The organism is Bacillus sp. S14(2024), from assembly GCF_050473785.1.
Lineage (GTDB): Bacteria > Bacillota > Bacilli > Bacillales > Bacillaceae_G > Bacillus_A > Bacillus_A yunxiaonensis.
Genome location: NZ_JBFLUP010000006.1, coordinates 65,009 through 85,360, shown reverse-complemented (window position 1 = coordinate 85,360; position 20,352 = coordinate 65,009). Strand labels below are relative to the sequence as shown.

General features: G+C 34.4%; 18 protein-coding genes, 1 pseudogene and 1 riboswitch. Of the genes and pseudogenes, 10 read left to right on the top strand and 9 right to left on the bottom strand.

The genetic code is table 11. The annotated features are described in order from the left end of the window. Positions 1 to 30: 30 nt before the first annotated feature. A riboswitch (SAM riboswitch) is annotated at positions 31 to 134 on the bottom strand. 414 nt (positions 135 to 548) lie between these two features. After that, positions 549 to 1,793 (top strand): chloride channel protein, encoded by a 1,245-nt coding sequence (locus AB1279_RS00685; RefSeq protein ID WP_429752954.1) that lies wholly within the window; start codon positions 549 to 551, stop codon positions 1,791 to 1,793. Positions 1,794 to 1,978: 185 nt separating this feature from the next. Continuing rightward, entirely contained in the window at positions 1,979 to 2,803 is an 825-nt protein-coding gene (pdxK, locus tag AB1279_RS00680) for a pyridoxine/pyridoxal/pyridoxamine kinase (protein ID WP_429757495.1), read from the top strand. A gap of 91 nt (positions 2,804 to 2,894) precedes the next feature. Here the strand turns inward: pdxK and AB1279_RS00675 are convergent, their stop codons facing one another. The 8 genes from AB1279_RS00675 to AB1279_RS00640 all read right to left on the bottom strand — a co-directional run bounded on the left by AB1279_RS00675 (position 2,895) and on the right by AB1279_RS00640 (position 12,432). Beyond that, positions 2,895 to 3,950, bottom strand: a complete 1,056-nt coding sequence (locus AB1279_RS00675) for a diguanylate cyclase (RefSeq protein ID WP_429757494.1) — start codon at positions 3,948 to 3,950, stop codon at positions 2,895 to 2,897. Positions 3,951 to 4,145: 195 nt separating this feature from the next. Then, positions 4,146 to 4,349, bottom strand: a complete 204-nt coding sequence (locus AB1279_RS00670) for a YbdD/YjiX family protein (protein WP_336482094.1) — start codon at positions 4,347 to 4,349, stop codon at positions 4,146 to 4,148. Further along, positions 4,342 to 6,417, bottom strand: coding sequence for a carbon starvation CstA family protein (locus AB1279_RS00665; RefSeq protein WP_429757493.1), 2,076 nt, complete (start codon positions 6,415 to 6,417; stop codon positions 4,342 to 4,344). The genes AB1279_RS00670 and AB1279_RS00665 overlap by 8 nt, the downstream gene beginning before the upstream one ends. 123 nt (positions 6,418 to 6,540) lie before the next feature. Then, positions 6,541 to 7,257: a LytR/AlgR family response regulator transcription factor gene (locus AB1279_RS00660; protein ID WP_429757492.1), complete on the bottom strand. Its 717-nt coding sequence runs from the start codon at positions 7,255 to 7,257 to the stop codon at positions 6,541 to 6,543. 155 nt (positions 7,258 to 7,412) lie between these two features. After that, positions 7,413 to 8,612 (bottom strand): MFS transporter, encoded by a 1,200-nt coding sequence (locus tag AB1279_RS00655; protein WP_429752949.1) that lies wholly within the window; start codon positions 8,610 to 8,612, stop codon positions 7,413 to 7,415. Positions 8,613 to 8,825: 213 nt separating this feature from the next. Beyond that, positions 8,826 to 9,566, bottom strand: a complete 741-nt coding sequence (locus AB1279_RS00650) for a WecB/TagA/CpsF family glycosyltransferase (protein WP_429757491.1) — start codon at positions 9,564 to 9,566, stop codon at positions 8,826 to 8,828. A 274-nt stretch (positions 9,567 to 9,840) separates the two neighbouring features. After that, complete coding sequence (locus AB1279_RS00645; RefSeq protein WP_429757490.1) at positions 9,841 to 10,956, bottom strand: glycosyltransferase family 4 protein; 1,116 nt, start codon at positions 10,954 to 10,956, stop codon at positions 9,841 to 9,843. Between the two features lie 87 nt (positions 10,957 to 11,043). Further along, entirely contained in the window at positions 11,044 to 12,432 is a 1,389-nt protein-coding gene (locus tag AB1279_RS00640; protein WP_429752946.1) for an O-antigen ligase family protein, read from the bottom strand. 368 nt (positions 12,433 to 12,800) lie between these two features. On the opposite strand from AB1279_RS00640, the gene AB1279_RS00635 reads away from it, so the two are divergent. The 3 genes and pseudogenes from AB1279_RS00635 to AB1279_RS00625 all read left to right on the top strand — a co-directional run bounded on the left by AB1279_RS00635 (position 12,801) and on the right by AB1279_RS00625 (position 14,979). Beyond that, complete coding sequence (locus AB1279_RS00635) at positions 12,801 to 13,433, top strand: trimeric intracellular cation channel family protein (RefSeq protein ID WP_429752945.1); 633 nt, start codon at positions 12,801 to 12,803, stop codon at positions 13,431 to 13,433. Between the two features lie 241 nt (positions 13,434 to 13,674). After that, positions 13,675 to 14,223, top strand: a pseudogene (locus tag AB1279_RS00630) (protoglobin domain-containing protein); the annotation flags it as partial. A 54-nt stretch (positions 14,224 to 14,277) separates the two neighbouring features. Next, positions 14,278 to 14,979 carry a methyl-accepting chemotaxis protein gene (locus AB1279_RS00625; protein WP_429761262.1) on the top strand — a complete coding sequence of 234 codons (702 nt, stop codon included), beginning with the start codon at positions 14,278 to 14,280 and terminating at the stop codon, positions 14,977 to 14,979. Between the two features lie 64 nt (positions 14,980 to 15,043). On the opposite strand, the gene AB1279_RS00620 is transcribed toward AB1279_RS00625, so the two are convergent. Next, complete coding sequence (locus AB1279_RS00620) at positions 15,044 to 16,312, bottom strand: glycosyltransferase family 39 protein (protein WP_429757489.1); 1,269 nt, start codon at positions 16,310 to 16,312, stop codon at positions 15,044 to 15,046. A 346-nt stretch (positions 16,313 to 16,658) separates the two neighbouring features. On the opposite strand from AB1279_RS00620, the gene AB1279_RS00615 reads away from it, so the two are divergent. From AB1279_RS00615 to AB1279_RS00595, 5 genes are all read left to right on the top strand, one after another. After that, the gene (locus tag AB1279_RS00615; protein ID WP_429752943.1) at positions 16,659 to 17,171 is read left to right on the top strand and encodes an acyl-CoA thioesterase; all 513 of its coding nucleotides are present in this window, start codon (positions 16,659 to 16,661) and stop codon (positions 17,169 to 17,171) included. 217 nt (positions 17,172 to 17,388) lie between these two features. Further along, on the top strand, positions 17,389 to 18,117 hold the full coding sequence (locus AB1279_RS00610) for a glycosyltransferase family 2 protein (protein WP_429761261.1): 729 nt from the start codon (positions 17,389 to 17,391) through the stop codon (positions 18,115 to 18,117). A gap of 6 nt (positions 18,118 to 18,123) precedes the next feature. Beyond that, complete coding sequence (locus tag AB1279_RS00605) at positions 18,124 to 18,474, top strand: DUF2304 domain-containing protein (RefSeq protein WP_429757488.1); 351 nt, start codon at positions 18,124 to 18,126, stop codon at positions 18,472 to 18,474. 1 nt (position 18,475) lies between these two features. Further along, positions 18,476 to 18,817: an EamA family transporter gene (locus AB1279_RS00600; RefSeq protein ID WP_429752940.1), complete on the top strand. Its 342-nt coding sequence runs from the start codon at positions 18,476 to 18,478 to the stop codon at positions 18,815 to 18,817. 34 nt (positions 18,818 to 18,851) lie between these two features. After that, positions 18,852 to 20,135 carry an ArnT family glycosyltransferase gene (locus AB1279_RS00595; protein WP_429752939.1) on the top strand — a complete coding sequence of 428 codons (1,284 nt, stop codon included), beginning with the start codon at positions 18,852 to 18,854 and terminating at the stop codon, positions 20,133 to 20,135. Positions 20,136 to 20,352 lie beyond the last annotated feature (217 nt).

The following is a 20,352-nucleotide window of genomic DNA, read 5'->3' as shown; positions in this document are numbered from 1 at the left end:
CAGTTTAGATAAACGCTCGACATGTAGCCTTTCTTATCGTTCAGGAAATACCTGCAGGATTTGGCACAATTCCGCTTTACGGCTGTTGCCAAGGTTTCATAGGGCCCGGTCCCTCCACCTATTCTTGATAAGACTTATGCAATTACCGTTGATTTTATAGCAAATATTTCCTAGTGTCAATCCATTTTTCTGAATCTTCACGAAAAATATAAATGAATTTAATTATTTATTACCAATATTCAAATTATATAAAAATAACATTAATGTTTCAAAAATAGACAAAAATACATTTTAAAAACTCCACTTACTATGTAAAATTAAAGAGTTACATTGCATTTTAGTAGCCATCGAAGCACATACAAAAAAGCAATTACACTTACAAATGTTTTACAGGTTCATAAAATAATAATGCTAATTTTTATAATGTATCTTGAACAAGTAGTTCCCTTAAAAAAATAATACGCATATTGAATTGGTTATCCAACTATTTCCGTATTAGAATCTCTTACTTTTTCATAATAGAATATAACATAAAGGAGGCATAAAGAATGACTATTAGGAGAAACATGCACTATTTACTCATCATGTACGGTATGTTTCTAGGTGCTATAGTTGGTGCTGTAGTCTGGTTATTTTTAGTTGTCACAAATGCTGGAATTCAGCTTGTTTGGGGATATTTACCTAAAGAATTGGGATTACCTCCTTATTACACAATTTGTGTAACAGTAATTGGCGGTATTTTTGTCGGCCTGTCACAGAAATACTTCGGTACATACCCTCGTTTAATGCCAGAGACCATGGCTGAATATAAGAAAACAGGCAGAATTGAGTACCAATTTGTGCATAAAGCTACGTTAACAGCTGTTATTGTTTTAGTATTTGGCGCAAGCTTAGGACCAGAAGCAGCACTTGTTGGGATTATAGGTGGCCTTTGTACGTGGGTTGGTGATCGCTTTAAGTTTACTTTAAAAGGAATGCATGAACTAACAGAAATTGGGATTGGCGCTGCTTTAAGTGTTATTTTTAATGCACCGCTATTCGGTTATTTAGCTCCAAACGAACATGAGGATACACAAATCACTGAAGCTTTTAAAGGGAAAAAGACTATTGTATATCTTGCTACTACTTTCGCTGGTTTTTCTGTTTATTTATTGCTTAGTCAGTTCGATAATCGAGGATCTTTTATTGTTAAGTTTGGAGAAGGATCTTTTGCTCTCCATGAATGGATTGCCTTTCTGCCTCTTATTTGCATAGGCGCTGGTGTAGGCTATTTTTATTTCAAAGTGGAACATATATTAGAAAAAATAGTACGGCCTTTTCAAGAATATAAGCTAACATTAGCAATTATAGGTGGTATTCTTTTAGGGATTGCAGGAACTATACTTCCGTATACACTATTTTCAGGAGAACACCAATTAAAAGAATTAGTAAATGAATGGACAGAATTATCATTTGGGATACTGCTTCTTTCAGGGATTTTAAAGTTATGTATAACGGCAGTTTGTTTAACTACAGGTTGGCGTGGCGGACATATTTTCCCAATTGTATTTGCTGGTGCAAGTATTGGATATGCTGTGGCTACTGTCATACCGTCGTTAGATCCAGTTGCTTCTGTAGCTATTGTAACGACAGCCATTTCAAGCTATGCAGTACGAAAACCAATCGCTATTACATTATTATTACTTATGTTCTTCCCAATTAATTTATTGTTACCAATGATTGGAGCTGCAATGATTGGTAATGCATTTCCACTTCCTAATCATAATGAACAAGAGGAACTAGTACAAAAATAAAATAGTAAAATAAAGTGAAACTCCCATCAATGGGGGTTTTTCTTTATTCCCTCCTGATGAAAGGCTCTCACCAATCGGGCTTTTACGGGCAGTTCAAGTAACTTTTTCGCTTTGTACTTATTCATAACATTGATATAATGGATAAAAATGTAGTTTTCATTATATTACTTGAGGGGGCTTTCGCAATGACATTAAACAAAGCACTTACAATCGCTGGTTCTGACACAAGCGGCGGTGCTGGTATGCAAGCCGATTTAAAAACGTTCCAAGAGCTTGGTGTATACGGCATGACAGCTCTTACAACAATCGTGACAATGGATCCACATAACGGATGGGCACATAATGTATTCCCAATTCCAGCGTCTACATTAAAACCACAATTAGAAACGACAATTGAAGGCGTTGGCGTTGATGCATTAAAAACAGGTATGCTTGGATCTGTTGAAATTATTGAGCTTGTCGCTGAAACAATTGAAAAACATAATCTACAAAACGTAGTAGTAGACCCTGTTATGGTATGTAAAGGGGCAGATGAAGCGCTTCATCCAGAAACAAACGAATGCTTACGCGATACGCTCGTTCCAAAAGCATTGATTGTAACACCAAACCTATTTGAAGCGTATCAACTAAGCGGCGTAAAAATTAACTCACTTGAAGATATGAAGCAAGCTGCTGAAAAAATCCATGCTCTAGGTACAAAATACGTACTTATTAAAGGTGGCAGCAAGCTAGGTTCAGAAAAAGCAATTGATTTATTATACGATGGAGAAACATTTGAAATTTTAGAATCTGAAAAAATTGAAACAACATATACACACGGCGCAGGTTGTACATATGCTGCTGCAATTACAGCAGAGCTAGCAAAAGGAAAATCTGTAAAAGAAGCAGTACAAGTAGCAAAAGAATTTATTACTGCTGCAATTTGCCACTCATTCAAATTGAACGAATATGTGGGACCAACCCATCACGGTGCATACCGTAAATTTGGAGCTGGAAAAGAGCTTGTATAAAGCGAAACTTCCATCAGTAGGGGGTCTTACTGCCCAAAAGTAGCGGGATAAGAACAAAAAATAAAGTCGTCCATAGTGACGACTTTATTTTTCATGAAACAGCATTCACTTGATTTCTTCCATTTCGTTTGGAAGAGTATAATGCATCATCTGCAAGTTGAATAAATTGCTGTGGTGAGTCTACATAGATTGAAGCACCTACTGAAATCGTGATATGTAAACAAATATCATTTGGTAATCGAAACACATGCTTCTCTACAGCTGCTCGAATTCTTTCTCCTATATCCACAGCATATTGTAATGTTGATTTTGGTAATAATAAAGCGAATTCCTCTCCGCCTTTTCGAAATACTAAGTGTGGGAATGGAGAACTATTCTTTAAAATTGCCCCTAATTGCTGTAAAACTTCATCACCGGCAGGGTGTCCATACTTGTCATTCACATCCTTGAAATAATCAATATCTACCAGCAATAAACAAAGTGGATTGTTATTTTTTTTCTTATCCTCAATATTTCTATTCAATTCCGTATCAAATTTACGAACATTTCCTAATCCAGTTAAAGGATCCATTGTTGCATACTGTTTCATCTTACGAAACAATTCGTTTGACTGCAAAGCATAATGTGCACTTAAAAAAGTCATATATCCTGTCATAATGCTAACAACTAAATATAAACCTAGGACAAGAACATCTTTAAAAACAATATAAATTCCAATCGATGAAACTGTTAAGCAATAAACATGTAACCAAATCCACTTTTTGAAAACAGAAATACGAAACATTGAAATAATCGTACAACCTATACCTGTTAACAAAACTACATACACACCTATTTGTGCTCCTACTGAATAACCCGTTAACAATAAACGTACAATTAAAATAATGATGGAAGCTAGTAAACTTGCAATAGGTCCTCCAATAATTGCAGCTAATATAATAGAAAGATATCGTAAATCTAGCATCACATCCTCAATATGAACACCAAACTTCATAAGCAGGGCACCTAAAGCTCCCATTACAATACCAACAAAACATTTTACTTCAAATGATAGCGGCTCTTTTAATGAAATATTTTTAAAAAGTTGAGCACCAACGAAAATAAAAGAAAGAATAATAGTTGTATTAATAAATAGATCATTTAGCATAAAAATATACCCGGCCTTTCTACAACTTGACAGTTCACATAAAACTTTCATCTCTATCCATTTTGAGTACCCTTTTCCTATTTACTATTGTATATTATATTCCTATAATTCCCAAACTTTTCTTTATATGTTTCACGTGAAACTTTGGAATAAAAAAAAGAGCGAGATATCGCTCCTTTTTATACTATATTCTCTTTAACAGCATCTCGAAACTTTACCGCCCTTCGCATTAAATCTTGCTTCTTGCGCTTCAGCAAAAAATTGTTTTCGAGATAATACAATTTCATTGGGATGTTGTTGTTTCATATGAGCAACATACTTCTCATAGCTTGGTACACCAACAAGCAAACTAATAAACTGTTTTCGGTATCTCCACATGCTTATTATCGTTTTAAGCATAATGCTGTACCTCACTTTCATCGCGTGGAACATACGCCGCTTCTTTTAATGGAGTTGCTTTATTGTTCAATACTTGTATCCATATTCTAATAGCCGATATCAGTACCGCGATTACAACAAGCATAAAAATTCCACAAAGCGCCGCATCAATATAATCATTAAGAATAATTTGTTTCATTTGTGCTACGTTTTTCGCCGGTGCTAATAGTTTCCCTTTATCCAGTGCACTTTGGAACAATTTTGCATGAGAGAGGAAGCCAATTTTCGGATTCTCATGAAATAACTTTTGATAGCCAGCTGTCATTGTAACAATCAATAGCCACGTTGTCGGAATGAGCGTCACCCAAACATATGCCTTTTTTCCCATTTTAAACAAAATAGTCGTTCCAAGTAATAATGCAATCCCAGCTAACATTTGATTTGCGATTCCAAAGAGCGGCCATAGCGTATTGATACCACCAAGCGGATCAATTACCCCTTGATATAAGAAATATCCCCATCCTAGCACACACAGCGTTGTTGCAACAATATTGGAAAGCATAGAATCTGTTTTTGCAAATGGTTTATAAACGTGCCCTAAAATGTCTTGAATCATAAACCGGCCAACACGTGTTCCTGCATCAATAGTTGTTAAGATGAAGAGCGCTTCAAATAAAATTGCAAAGTGATACCAAAATGCCATTAATGCTTTTCCGCCGATTACTTGAGAGAAAATATGAGCCATCCCAATCGCGAACGTCGGTGCCCCGCCTGTACGAGATAATATCGTTTGTTCTCCAACGTTTACAGCTAGTTCTTTCAGCTCATTTGGCGTCACAGTGAACCCCCAAGAACTAATTACTTGTGCTGCCTGTGTTACATCCGTTCCAATGACTGCCGGAGGGCTATTAATTGCAAAGTATGTACCTGGCGTTAGTACACAAGCTGCAATCATTGCCATCGCTGCAACAAATGATTCCATAAGCATAGCACCGTAACCAATTGGCTGTGCATGTCCTTCCCTTTCTATCATTTTCGGGGTCGTACCAGAAGAAACAAGTGCATGGAAGCCAGATACAGCTCCGCAAGCAATAGTAATAAATAAGAAAGGGAATAAATTTCCTGCAAATACTGGGCCCGTTCCATCAATAAATTTTGAAACTGCCGGCATTTGTAAATCTGGTGCAACAATCACAATCCCAAGCGCTAAGCCAACAATTGTTCCAATCTTTAAAAACGTACTTAAATAATCACGCGGTGCAAGTAATAACCAAACAGGCAATGCAGAAGCAATAAATCCATAAATAATAAGCATAATTGCAATTGTTTCACCTTTAAATGTAAACATAGTAGCAAGCGTTGGATTTTCTGCTACATACTGACCCGCTACAAGCGATAAAAGAAGTAAAATAATACCGATAACTGAACCTTCTCCAACACGACCTGGACGAATGTAACGCATATATACACCCATTAAAATTGCAATTGGAATTGTTGCGGCAATCGTAAACATTCCCCATGGGCTTCCTACAAGAGCTTTCACCACAACAAGAGCTAATACCGCTAATAAAATAATCATAATTCCCAAAATACCGATCATCGCGATAAAACCTGTTACTGGACCAATCTCTTCTTTAATCATTTCACCAAGCGACTTCCCGTTGCGACGCATAGACGCAAATAAAATCACGAAATCTTGTACAGCTCCAGCTAACACAACTCCAACAATAATCCAAAGCGTTCCTGGTAAATATCCCATTTGTGCAGCTAAGATTGGACCAACTAACGGCCCGGCTCCAGCAATTGCAGCAAAGTGGTGCCCAAATAAAACCCATTTATTTGTCGGAACATAATCTTTCCCATCATTCAAAAGCTCTGCTGGCGTTTTTCGATTGTCGTCCAATTCAAAAACTTTTCTGGAGATAAATCTACTATAAAAGCGATATGCGACAGCATATACGGAAACAGCGGCAACAAGCAACCAAACTGCATTAATTGTTTCACCGCGAGATAACGCTAAAACAGCAAATCCAGCTGCTCCTAAAGCCGTAATCACACCCCAAAGTAAAATAGATTTCCATGCTTTCACCAAAAATCCCCCCTAATGTTATGCCTTAGAGGGAATTGTACTAAATTTTCAGAATAGTTAAATATAATATTCCTTATGATGAAGGTTTTTTATTTTAACATGTCCAAATTCTTCCATGAACTGTTACAACTCAATTTTATTTCGAAGTCGTTTTACATAATTTCGACTAACAGGTATCGGCTGGTTATCATACCTTTCCAAATATAAGTTATACGTTCCGTTATAATAAGGCTTCAATTCACACACATATATAACGTTAATGAGATAACTTTTATGGACACGTAAAAAATCGTATACCGCTAACTTGCCTTCTAATTCTTGCAATGTATACGTTGAGATATATTGATTATCAGTTGTGTAAATTGAAACTGTTTTATTTTCTTTATTCTTACTTATGTATACAATATCGTCTGGAAGAATATATGCAATTCCTTCATGACATTCAATCGGAAGCTTTTGCAATCGATTCTTCTCTCGTGTTACTTTTTCTTGTTCAATACTATGCAATAAAAACTGCAAGTCCTCCTGCTCAAATGGTTGCAATAAGTAGTAAAAAGCGTGAAAACGAAATGATTTAATTGCATCTTTCATATCGTTTCCTGTAAATATAAATTTTGTATGTAATGTTAATTGACGCAGCAATCCTGCGACTTCAAAACCAGTTGCATCTGGTAATTGTGTATCTAAAAAAATAAAATCTGGCGTATACTTTTTCGCTATCTGTAGTGATTCCATTCCTGTTTTCGCTTCAAAGCATTCCAAATTGTTTACATGTTCTTTGAAAAAATGTATTAATTGTCCTCTGTTTTCTTCTTGTTCATTTACGATTAAAATTTTCATGTCTGCCCAACCACCTAATCCTTTTGTCCATACGCCTTGTTGTATACATTCGCTTTTTTCGAAATAATCCCTTTTTATAAACCATTTTTCTATCAAATATAGCATGTTTTTGTCAGAAAACAACGAAAAGGAAGCTTTACACAGCTTCCTTTTCATTATATTAATTCTTGTTGTTTTGTTTCCTTTCCAAGCACAAGCACAGCAAGAGCACCAATTACAATAGCTGCACAAAAGATCGTAAAGACAAAAGAAAGAGAAGCATGCATGGCTACGAGATAACCAACTAATAACGGCCCTAAAATACCACCGATGCGGCCAAATGCCGCTGCCATACCAGCTCCTGTACCACGAATAACTGTCGGATACTGCTCTGGTGTATACGCATATAATGCTCCCCAAGCTCCTAAATTAAAGAAAGATAGCAACATACCTGTAATCATTAATGTGAGAAGTGAGTCTGCTGCCCCGAAGAAATATGCGCTGCACGCTGTTCCAAGTAAGTATGTGATTAACACAAACTTTCGGCCAAAACGTTCAATAAACCAAGCAGCTGTAAAATAGCCCGGAAGCTGTGCAAGTGTCATAATTAATACGTATTCAAAGCTTTTAATCAAGCTAAATCCTTTTAATACTAGTACACTTGGAAGCCAAAGAAACATTCCATAATAAGAAAACACAACACAAAACCATAAAATCCAGAGCATAGCAGTCGCTCTTCTGTGCTCCTGAGACCAAACAGCCTTTATGTTTGCAAATACAGATTGTTTTTGTTGTACTTTTTGAAATTGTGGTGAATCTGGCAAACCCCAGCGTAAATATAATGCATAAAAAGCTGGAATTGCACTTAAAACCATCGCTATTCGCCAACCGTATGTCGGAATAACAAAATATGAAATAAGCGCAGCAATTAACCATCCACCAGCCCAAAAGCTTTCTAATAAAACAACAATTTTACCACGTTCATGCGCTGCAACACTTTCAGATACAAGTGTTGATGCAACAGGTAACTCTCCTCCGAGTCCCATTCCAATGAGAAAACGAAATACAAGAAATACAGTTAATGTTGTTGATAAAGCCGTTAAACCACTACCAACAGAAAATAATAATAATGTAATAATAAAAACAGATTTACGACCAATTTTATCTGCTAATATTCCAAATATAAGTGCTCCAACTGCCATTCCAATGGAGTTAATACTCCCTATCCATCCCATTTGCTGTGCACTAAGCTGCCATTCTTTTTGTAAAGCAGCAATAATAAACGAAAGAATCCCAACATCCATTGCATCAAATAGCCAACCAAGCCCAGCAATTCCGAGAAGCTTTCGATTCGAGATTTCTGTAACTTTCCCCACTAGAGGTCCTCCTTACAAAGCTGTCTTTACACATCATTTTACATATGTATATTACATAAGTAAAATACTTTTTTCATTACATACTAAAGAAGACAAACTATCTACATAAACCTTATCTTTCCCATGAAAAAACACTTCATACATAGGCGTTTTTTCATGGGAAAGATGCATCACGCATACAGACTTGTATAGAAAAAAGGCAGCAAAATATCGCTACCTTTTCGAACGAACCACTTCTTTTAAAAATTCAACTAATACAAGCTGACGACGCCAGCGTGTTGGATTGCTGCATAAACGATAAAACCATTCTAAATGAATAGCTTGAATCCATTTCGGGGCACGCTTTACTTCTCCTGCCCAAACATCAAAACTTCCCCCAACACCAACAGCTACTTTTGTATTTAAACAATGTTTATTATGCTGAATAAAATTTTCTTGTCTTGGGAATCCAAGTGCAACAAGCAAAATATCTGGTTTTGCTTCTTGAATACGCGCAATAATTTCTTCTTCTTGCTCTTGTTTAAAATATCCATCTTGTGTACCGACAATAGATACTGCTGTATATCTTTCTGTTAAAGTTTGAGCGGCTTTTTCTACAACGTGCGGCTTTGCTCCAAGTAAAAAGACAGATATCGATTTCTTCTCTTGTGATAATGTTTTAAATAAATCACTCATCAAATCAAAACCTGCTACACGCTCTTTTAACGGTGTACCTAGCATGCCGCTTGCTTTTACAACGCCAATGCCATCTGGTGTAATAATATCTGCCTGAAGAAGCGTTTCATGGAATTTAGCATCTTTTTTTGCACACATCACAATTTCAGGGTTTGCCGTTACAACTTGAAATGTATTCTCGTGTTCCTTTTCTAGTTGCTGCATCATATATCGAATTGTTTCTTCCATGGTCATCGTTGAGAAGGGCACGCCTAAAATATCAATTGTTTGCACTGCCATACTTAAAATCCTTTCTATTTCAAATATCTTTTCTATTTCTATAAGGTTCAAACGAGCAATTCAGCTTCTCTGATTTAGCTAAATGTGTTACTGCCTGTTTGAGCGGGGTAAAGTGAAACTTCCATCAGTGAATGCTCCTCTCACTGATGGTTAGTTGAACCAATCGGACTCTTACAGGCAGTTCAACTTCCCTGATTTAGCTAAATATGTTACTGCCTGTTTGAGCGGGGTACCATCAGTGAACATTTTCACTAATGATTAGCCCTGCTAATCCCTAGAATTTCACATGATCATTTAGAAGCCTTTCATACGCTTTATGTGTATCTTCATACACCTTTCGTAAAGAAAAATGAGAAGACGCATGCATATACAAACGCTCACCCATCTCCGCCAATTCACCATTCTTCCATTTTTCATACGCTTCCTCTAACGCATGAGCAAGAGCTGAAGCATCGCCAGTTGGAATGATCCAGCCATATGTCTCATCAACAATGAGCTGTGACATATCACCAACATCTGTAGCAATAGAGGTTAAACGTTGGTTTGCAGCTTCTAATAAAACGAGCGAGAAACTTTCACTATGAGATGTGAGTAAATTAATATGTGCCGATGCATATAATTCTTTCACATCTTGACGATGTCCTAAAAATAGTACTTTATCTTCTATTCCTTTTTGTTTCACCATTTCTTTTAATTCATTCTCAATCGGTCCATCACCAAGTAACAATACTTTTATATTTGGAATCGTTATGTTTTGCAATGCCTCAAATAATATTTCATGTCCTTTAACTGGATGAAGGCGCGCAACTTGAATTGCTGTAAATACGTCTGCTTGTATACCGAATTGTTCCTCTAAATTATAAGGATTTGCTGGTGTAGGATCATATTCAATTCCATTATAGATTGTACAAATTTTCTCCTCTGGTACACCTAGTGTTACCGTATTTCTCTTAAAACGTTCTGTAATTGCAAAAAACAAATCAATCTTCTTAAACGAACGTAAATTTAACTTTGTAAAAATCCAGCCTTTTAAACCACGTTGCATAAAATCCAGCGTTGGATCGCTGTGAACTGTTGTAACCCACTTGGCATTGATCTTTCTTCTTAATAGGGAAAGATAAAAATTTGCTCTTGCTCCGTGTGTATGGACGATATCAAAACGTCCTTCATTAATAAAAGAACGTATTTTTGAAAGAATAGATATATCATAACGAGATGATTGTAAAAAAACGTGTACTTTTATCCCTAACGCTCTCGCTTCGTTTGCAATTGCCCCTTCTTCAAATACTGCTAATTCTACTTCATCTTTCGGAAATTGCGACAAAAGTGAAATAATATGCGTTTTTCCGCCGCCTGTTTCTGCTCCAGCATTCATATGTAACACTTTCATCTTTTTCTTCCTCCATCAATATATTTTCTCCTTGTTTTACTATAACAAAAAATAAAAGCTAACATAATGCTAGCTTTTATTTTTCCATCATTCTATTTCTAAATCAACGATTAAATATGCTAATAATACAGCAAAATAAATACTTACTCCTGGTGCTGTTAACACATGGCCTGCTGTAAAAGCGATTCCTAACGCTAACGCAAGACCAGCAGCTAACAATGCATACTTGACCGTAAACACGTCACGAAATCTAGTTATTAACACCATTACTATTCTCAAACCATAGTATACAAACGGAATCATAAGAAAAATGAAACCAATGATTCCAAATGCATAGAACCAATCATGGAAGTCCATTTCAATTAATTTTGGATATTCTTTAAAGTTTCCGCCATATCCCATACCGAGTAACTTTTGAGACATAGGTGCTTGTTTATAAAAATCTACATACATCTGTGCAAATAGTTCACGTCCGCTAAAAATAAGAGCTTGTGTTTCAGCTTTCTTCTCTTCTTCTTTTTCTTTTTTAATCTCTTCTTTTGTCACATGCCCTTTTTTATGTTCTTTCACTTGTTCTTGTTCTTTTTGAGCTGCTTGCTTTTGTTCAAAAATTTGAACGTGAAGTCCCATATTTTTATATATTGGGGAGAATGGCATATATCCTAATACCCCCGCAAATACAACTGTTGCAATAAAACCATTTAACAAATATGGCTTTTTCTTACGATCTTTACGTTGTAAAAATGCTTGCACAAAGCACATAAAGATAGCGATAGCAAATGTACCTAAAATAGATCCAAGTCCCACTTTTGTACCGACCGCAAATAGTGAAAATATCATTAAAAGAGACGGAATCCAAAAATAACTCTTTGCTAGACTCGTTGTTTTTTCGATAGAGTATAAAATTACTATCGGGCAGATGATTGCTAAAATAGATCCAAGTTCATTCCCTGCATAAAACCAACCACGGGAGCCTTCTTTTACAAATTCATAACTATTGTAATCCGTTCCGCTTGCGATAGACACGACCATAATCACATTCATAATTAAAGCTGCATATGCAATATAATTTCTCATCTTTGTATGAATTGTTTCTTTCATCTTTAATGACTTAAATACAAGAATATAACAGCTTATCATAACAAATGGGTATAGCGCCTTTGCAATAAATTTAATATCCTCCATTTGTAACATCGGATGTTTGACCATTTTATTATTTATAAAGCCTAATCCAAGAACAATTCCTAATCCGAGTAAATATATAACATATTTTCTATTTTCCCTAACACGCGCTTGCATGAGAAGATAAATACCGCCAAGAGCCATAACGAATAAGCGCGATATAATTCCAATCGTCGCATCAATTTTGAGCACTAAAATGCAAAGTGATGTCAGCAAGTCTATAATTGGCTGCAATATAATAAAAATCAATAGAAAGTGCTCAAATTTATAGCTTAAACTATTGTTATTTAACATCTTTAACCCCCATAAATATTGTTACTGTAATCTAAATAATAAGTATTTGTAAATATCCTAACTCGTCCCAAATATTTATTATAGCATAATTTATCAATGGACTAAGTAGTATTTTCTTATCATTTTAGTCAAATGACGAAATATTCTATAATACTATTTTTATTTATCCTGCTATTCACGGGCGGTAAGACCCCCGCTTATAGAAGTTTCACTTTATGCCCCTCCCTTATTGTTAAATGGCATTTTCAAACGCTTTCTTTCCGTATTTCTTTACTTTTTTTACATGTAGCGAAACAGGAATTGTTATTTTCATAACTTTAGTGTATATTCTTTGCTTGGAACATCATTAGAAAGAAGGGATCGGAGCGATGTTTTTAATTGACGTATTTACATTTCTCGGCATTATCGCAGCTGCCATTTCTGGTACATTAGTAGGTTTAAAAAAAGAACTTGATTTATTTGGTGTCCTTTGTTTATCTGTAGCAACTGCACTTGGCGGCGGGATAATTCGCGATGTTATGATTGGAAACTTACCTCCAGTTGCATTTGTTCAACCCATTTACTTTTTCATTAGTATCTTAGCAGCATTATTTACTTGTATGTTTTTTGAACGGATTCATAAATTACAAGTTGTTATTATGCTCTCAGACGCTGTTGGTTTAGGCGTATTTACTGCAATCGGGGCAAATGCAGCCATTACCCATCATATGAATGCTTCTTTCTTAGTTGTTTCTATGGGAGTCATTACAGGCATTGGCGGTGGCATTTTGCGCGATATTTGCGCTCAAGATATCCCATATGTCTTTCGTAAAGAAATTTATGCAATTGCCTCCATTCTAGGTGCAATTAGCTTTCTTATTACGTATGAAATGGGATCACACGTATTAGCTTTCTATGTTTGTTTATTTGTAACATTTACTATACGTGTTGTAACTTTTATCTATAATGTACATTTTCCAGTCTTTTTTAAGACGCATGCAAAAATTCATAAAGGGAATTGATATATTTTCATAGAAAAGGGGATTCATGGTAGAGTTCTCTTTTTTTATGCTATTAACATCTCTTAAATTTTATATAACAATATAGAGAAAAATAAAAAAAATAGCTATAATAAATGAAATACCAACATTGCAAGCGCTTTATAGGGGAAACTTCTATCAGCAAGGGCTTCCATATTTATATTTTGAGATGGAATCTTACTGCTCCGGGATAATAGGATAAATATATACAGGGGGAACAATTATGCTAAGTCTTTTTAAAAAGGAAAGTAGTCAAACAAAAGAAAAGAGTATAAAAGAGAAAAGTAAAGGTCAAACAGTAACATTTCTTGTACCCACAGATTCTGATTTAGCAGTACAGATGGAAATGCTGCATGTAGCAAAAGAGGATTTGCAGATTATAAAAGTACTACAACCTTTTATTTATGAACAACTTGATTGGATTACAAAGAAATTCTATGAGAATATTACAAAACAACCACACCTCATACATATTATTGAAAAATATAGTTCCGTTCAAAAATTACAAGCAACATTAAAAAAACATATTGAACAATTATTTAGTGGCAATATTGACGAAGAATTTATTCAACGTCGGGTTCAAATCGCGCGGAGACATGTAAAAATTGGTTTACATAGAAAATGGTATACATCTGCATATCAAGAATTATTCCGTTCCATTATTAAAATTCTAGAAGAAAAATTCACAAAAATTGAAGATTTCAGCTGTGCTGTTCACGTACTAAACAAACTCTTTACACTCGAACAGGAGATTGTTTTAACAGCATACGAACAAGAATATGAAGCAATTCGAAAAAAACATGAACAAGAAAAAGAAGCTGCCCAAATGACAATTAGTCATATTGCTCAAGAACTTGCTGCTGTATCAGAAGAAACAGGCGCTTCTATTCAGCAATTAACAACACAATCAGAAAACATTATTGATATTGCAAAAACAGGTACATCATTAGCAATACAATCAGAACAAAAAGCAACTCAAGGAAAACAACAGCTTCATATTCAAAATCAACGAATGGAAAGCATGCAAGGCAATATGCAAACAATTATTCAAGATACACAAGAACTACTAGTTATTTCGAAAAAGATTAACGAAATTATTGATATTGTAAAATCGATTGCGGATCAGACAAATTTACTTGCTTTAAATGCAGCGATTGAATCTGCACGTGCAGGTGAATTTGGAAAAGGATTTGCCGTTGTAGCAGGAGAAATCCGCAAGTTATCTGAGCAAACAAAAGAATCCATTTCAAATGTAACGAAGCTTGTTGAAAAAACAAATGAACAAATTACACACGTTTCATCTTCTGTTGAACAAATTAATAACCTTGTCTCTGAGGGAACAAATAGTATGAATGAAACGGATAATTATTTTGAAGAAATTGTAAACGATATGTTTAACTCAAAAGAACAAAATCAAAAAATTGAAAGTGAACTTGAATTAATTACACATGTGATAAAGACAATTGAAGATGCATCTGCAAAAATGGCCTTAACAGCTGACAATCTAATGTCCGAATTAAACCGATAAGTGCAACTCCCAAAAGATTTACAATATACAATAATAAAAAAAGAATCCTACTTAGAGGATTCTTTTATTTTTTAAAAAATAGCTTTTGACAATATTGATATACTATATATACTCCATAGCTTTGCAATATCAATAAACTAGGGACTAGTATGCTATCATATACAATACGCGTATTCATAAATCTTGCAAATAAATAACCTACTATAATGAACAGAAACAACATATAGCTTCCATTTCCCGATTTTTGAAATAGAAGATGTAACATAGCAATTGCTACAAATATTGTAATCATTATATATATAAGGTATCCACCCTTTATAAGAGTGCTTTTTATTTCTTGTTTCTGTAATTTCCCTAAACTCTTTTGAATAGAGGCAAACCGATCCATCTCTATTTCTTTCAACTTTTTATTTATAAGATCCACCGTATACTCTTTTTTCTCCCGTTCTGTTGTTTTTTCATTTCCTCCTACTAATACAGATTGAACATACCAGTCATTTGTAAATGTATATTGTAAACTACTTGACTTTGCCAACGCGTAACTTACTCCGTACTGGACACCATAAAATATAACGCATACGCCTACTATTTTAAGAAGCATTTTTTTTCTTTCTGCACTTTGTAAAACTTCCACCACTACAAGGTACATAACAAGGGCTATAATCAAAAATAAACCTAACGGACGAATCATATTACTAAAAGCAAATAAAGAAGCGGCCACTCCCCACATATACGAGTGACTTAAACCTTTATGTATAAGTAAGTAACATGCAAAATAAAATAAACATGTTGCTAAATATTCATTTGTTAACACGGAACAAAGTACAATATTAGGAATATACACAGCATACAACATAGCTGCAATTCGGCCGCATTCTTCATGAAATAGCGTAGAAGCAAGCTTGTAAATAAAAAAAGCTGTAGCCCCGCAATATAAGATATTACATATCTTTAATACAAACATTGCATCTCCAAAAAGACGAATAAAAAGGGATTCGTACATAATAAATGGTGATTGTACAAAAGCTTCTAGTCTACTAAGGCTAGTATTTCCTTGCCCAATTTGCTTAGCAGCCTCATACATCACCTTCGCGTCACCTTCAGGCGGGGCTCCCATCGACACAATTGCTAGAAAGCGAAGTACCACAGTACAGGAAATAAGAAAAAGAATAAATTGTTTACTTGTAAATCGATATTGTAAAATAGATGTAGCCAGCAAAATTAAAATGATACAAACACCTAATACAATTACTAAACTGGAAGAGTTTATATCAAAAATATTGCCTACCTCTTCAAAAGAATACCAAAATGAATATAAAAAAAAGAGGAACATGAGTCCAACTACTATCTTGTTAAAAAAAGAATGAAAGCCTATCTGTATGTTACTCATAATCCTATTGTATAGCACCTCTTTTTCCCTTTGTTAAAGGGTATATATTCCCTTTAACTTTATATTTTTAACAAAACGATTTTATCACGAATAAAAGGCGTGCTGGTAGCCTATTTCTATGACAAAGCTAGTAACATCACATATTCCCCCTTGCAATGTAAGCGAAATCTCTTTTACACTACAATCTATATAGAGTGAAACTTCTGTTCACTAATTATTATAAATAATGAACAGAGCAAATCGAGTTCTTATGGATATCATTAGAACAAAACAAACAGGAGTAGATAATATGGAAAAGAAATTTATGAGAGAATCCAGAGCGATAAAAACAACACGTGTTTTTCCAAATGACTTAAACAACCATCAGACATTATTTGGCGGAAAATTATTAGCAGAAATTGACAGTATTGCTTCTATCGCAGCTGCACGCCATAGCCGTAAGCACTGTGTGACAGCTTCTATCGATTCTGTTGACTTCTTAACACCAATTCATCAAACTGATTCTGTTTGCTATGAAGCATTCGTTTGTTATGCAGGAAGATCTTCTATGGAAGTATTCGTAAAAGTCGTAGCAGAGGATTTATTAGCCGGCGACCGTCGCATTGCTGCCACTTGCTTCATTACTTTCGTAGCATTACAAGACGGAAAACCATCCTCTGTACCAGGTGTAATTGCTGAAACAGAAGAAGAGCACTGGCTATATAATACAGGTGCCGAACGTGCCGAAAAACGAAAAATGAACCGATCAAAAAGTAAAGAAATGGCAGAAGTGCTAACTATTCAAAAACCGTGGAATGTATAAAGTTAATTTTTTCAAAAATATAATCTCTTTTGGTGAATATGCCCTAATCATATTCACCATTTTTTTGTTCCAAATAGTAGAAGTACACTTTTCGTGCTTTAAAAAATCACATAGCTTGTTCTTTATTTTGTTATACTTTTAATGATATATTAAATAAAGTGTGTTTAAATCAAGCTATTTATTACTAGAATTATTTTATATAAAGGATGGTGCAATGATGTCTATTGAGGTACCAATTTCTATACCCAAAACGTTAATTATTATTCCTGCCTATAACGAGGAAGAAGCCATTGGGGACACATTACAACGACTATTGGAGCTAAAAAAGCATTTCATCCAATTAGATATTTGTGTTATTAATGATGGCTCACGTGACCGAACATCAGAAATTGTAACAAATTTTTCCGTTAACATTGTAAATTTACCCTATAATTTAGGTATTGGCTCCGCGGTACAAACTGGATATAAATATGCCGATACGCATGGTTATGACATTGCAATTCAATTTGATGCTGATGGCCAACATAATCCTGAGGACTTATACAAAATTATTCAACCTATTGCTGAAAATAAATGCGACATGGTACTGGGTTCCCGATTCACCGAGAAAACAGCTTATAAAGGCAGCATCTCTCGTAGAATTGGGATTTTTTACTTCACGGCATTATTAAAATTGTTAACAAAACAAACTTTTATGGATCCAACATCTGGTTATCGCGCTATAAACCGGAAAGTAATTGAAATTTTTTCTTGTAATTATCCAAAAGATTATCCCGAACCAGAAGTTTTAATTCATTTAAAGAAAAAAGGGTTACGTATTAATGAAATCTCTGTCAATATGCAAGAAAGACAAGGAGGAGAATCTTCTATTACCCCTTTAAAATCTATATATTATATGATTAAAGTAAGCTTAGCTATACTTATGCAAAAAATTGTAAAGGGTTGATCATACATGCCGATAATTACCTTTTCGTTCATTTTTATTGTTTTATTATTTTTTCTTATTATTAGCTCCATTCGTCGAGGAATGTTAGAAACAAAATATTCTATTTTATGGATTTTTGTTTGTATATCCATGGCCATTTTAAGTTCTACCACTAAAATAATAAACTGGGTTGGAAAACTACTTAAAGTAGAATATCCACCTTCCATTTTATTCTTATTTGGACTACTATTTTGCTTTATTTTAATTTTTGATTTAACGCGAAAATTATCTAAACAACATCATCAACTCGTAACGTTGACACAAGATTATGCGTTATTAAAACAAAAGTTAGAAAAAGAGAAGGAGCAAGCAGAATAGAATGTACTATCTCATTTTACTTTTAAATGTATGTTTACTAGTTAGCGGCCAAATTTTATGGAAACTATCTCTTCAAGGTGTTACAGAGTGGAACTTGAATACTGTTTTCAAAGTAGTCTTCTCCCCTTATTTTATAGGAGGAGGAATTCTTTATGTATTAGCAACCGCTGTTTGGATTTTTATTCTTTCAAAAATTCCTTTTAGTATTGCTTATCCTCTACAAAGTATGAGTTATATTGTAGGAATGTTAGCTGCATACTTTGTATTTAAAGAGCAAATCGAATTTAATCAATGGTTCGGAGTTGGCCTTATTATTTTAGGGGCTTATTTTATCGCAAAATAAGACACAAGATTTTTAAGAAAGGAACATCATAATAATGAAAATAAATAATTTACATAAAATATATAAAAGTCCCTTATTATACATTTTAATTTTCGCCTTAGCGATCCATATGTATTTTTTAATAAAGAATCCTGGATCAGTATTCCATGAACCTGAAATTTATGGAAAAGAAGTTGCTACTTATGGCTCTCTTGATGCGTCTAAATATGCAAAAATGGCTTGGCAATTGCTACATGATGGCATATATGGTTATGCAGAAACAAAACCAAATGCTTTTGTTACACCAGGACAACCATTTTATTTAGCTGCTATATTTCAAATTTCTGAGTGGATACATGTCGATCACTTATTACTTGCAAAATTGACGAACATGTTTCTTAATTTAGGAATAATAGCAATTCTTTACGCGATTTCCAAAGTGTTATTTAAAAATACATATATAGCGATTATTTCTAGCCTTTTATATACAACTTATTTTTCATCGTATCACTTTTTCAGAACAACGTTAACTGAAATACCATCTATGTTTTTCTTTATGCTCTCTATACTGATATTCCTATTAGTATTACAAAAAGATTCATTTCGATTACATATCATATTTGGAATCGTTGCTGCTATTACACTAATGTTTCGCCCAACGCCAGCTCCATTACTCCTTATTGCATGGGGCATTGTTATATACAATCATGGATTAAAGAAAGCTATTAAAATCGGGTTCATTTGGTGCATCGGCCCACTATTAATTATGGGTCCTTGGATTATTCGTAACTTTATTGTATTTGGACATGCCTATCTCTTTTCATCTCATGCAGGAGATCCCTTACTGTCTGGGGCAAATCCGTTTAATTTTTATAATGAGGACAATATGATACAAGATATGTTAAACGCAGGCTACTCCTTATCATCGGAAGATAAAGCAGCTTATGCAAAACACTTAATTAAAGAAGGATTTAATAATGATTTTGCTCTGTGGTTCTCATGGTTTACTGTCGGGAAGACAATTACTTTATTTAACAATCCCGATGGAACTTATCTATATTGGAGTTATTTCAAGCCCTGGGTGATAGACGCTTTTAAAAATCAACATTTATTTGTTGTTCTAACTGGCTTATTAGGTTCAATCACATTAAGAAAAAACAAGAAGGTCCTTCTTTTCTCAAGTATAATATGGGGATATATTGCGCTCTCAAATATCTTTTTAGTTATACTTAGATACGGTTTCTTTATCATTCCATGTATATGTATAATAAGCGGATGTTTTCTAGTTTACTCTTTTAGTACAATCTATAGAAAATTAACTACGCTAAAAAAAGCGTAACATTCCCCCCCTCTTCTTACGAACATATGCTAGGAAGGGGGGATAATTGATTTTAAAAATCCACATGCGTTACACTTATATTTGTGCCCCTCCCCCTAATTATCTTACATAAGAGACACATACATGTTAATCTTCTACATATTTTCATAAAAAATTTGCTCATAACATGAAATAAATCGTATAATTACAAAATGTGTAATGGATAAAACACAAATCA

Excerpts from the sequence above, each read along its gene's own strand:
- AB1279_RS00620 (WP_429757489.1), bottom strand. The coding sequence starts at position 16,312 with ATGTTCCTCTTTTTTTTATATTCATTTTGGTATTCTTTTGAAGAGGTA.
- AB1279_RS00595 (WP_429752939.1), top strand. The coding sequence starts at position 18,852 with ATGAAAATAAATAATTTACATAAAATATATAAAAGTCCCTTATTATAC.
- AB1279_RS00605 (WP_429757488.1), top strand. The coding sequence starts at position 18,124 with ATGCCGATAATTACCTTTTCGTTCATTTTTATTGTTTTATTATTTTTT.
- AB1279_RS00645 (WP_429757490.1), bottom strand. The coding sequence starts at position 10,956 with ATGAAAGTGTTACATATGAATGCTGGAGCAGAAACAGGCGGCGGAAAA.
- AB1279_RS00635 (WP_429752945.1), top strand. The coding sequence starts at position 12,801 with ATGTTTTTAATTGACGTATTTACATTTCTCGGCATTATCGCAGCTGCC.
- AB1279_RS00675 (WP_429757494.1), bottom strand. The coding sequence starts at position 3,950 with ATGCTAAATGATCTATTTATTAATACAACTATTATTCTTTCTTTTATT.
- AB1279_RS00600 (WP_429752940.1), top strand. The coding sequence starts at position 18,476 with ATGTACTATCTCATTTTACTTTTAAATGTATGTTTACTAGTTAGCGGC.
- pdxK (WP_429757495.1), top strand. The coding sequence starts at position 1,979 with ATGACATTAAACAAAGCACTTACAATCGCTGGTTCTGACACAAGCGGC.
- AB1279_RS00615 (WP_429752943.1), top strand. The coding sequence starts at position 16,659 with ATGGAAAAGAAATTTATGAGAGAATCCAGAGCGATAAAAACAACACGT.
- AB1279_RS00625 (WP_429761262.1), top strand. The coding sequence starts at position 14,278 with ATGACAATTAGTCATATTGCTCAAGAACTTGCTGCTGTATCAGAAGAA.
- AB1279_RS00640 (WP_429752946.1), bottom strand. The coding sequence starts at position 12,432 with ATGTTAAATAACAATAGTTTAAGCTATAAATTTGAGCACTTTCTATTG.
- AB1279_RS00650 (WP_429757491.1), bottom strand. The coding sequence starts at position 9,566 with ATGGCAGTGCAAACAATTGATATTTTAGGCGTGCCCTTCTCAACGATG.
- AB1279_RS00660 (WP_429757492.1), bottom strand. The coding sequence starts at position 7,257 with ATGAAAATTTTAATCGTAAATGAACAAGAAGAAAACAGAGGACAATTA.
- AB1279_RS00685 (WP_429752954.1), top strand. The coding sequence starts at position 549 with ATGACTATTAGGAGAAACATGCACTATTTACTCATCATGTACGGTATG.
- AB1279_RS00670 (WP_336482094.1), bottom strand. The coding sequence starts at position 4,349 with ATGCTTAAAACGATAATAAGCATGTGGAGATACCGAAAACAGTTTATT.
- AB1279_RS00610 (WP_429761261.1), top strand. The coding sequence starts at position 17,389 with ATGTCTATTGAGGTACCAATTTCTATACCCAAAACGTTAATTATTATT.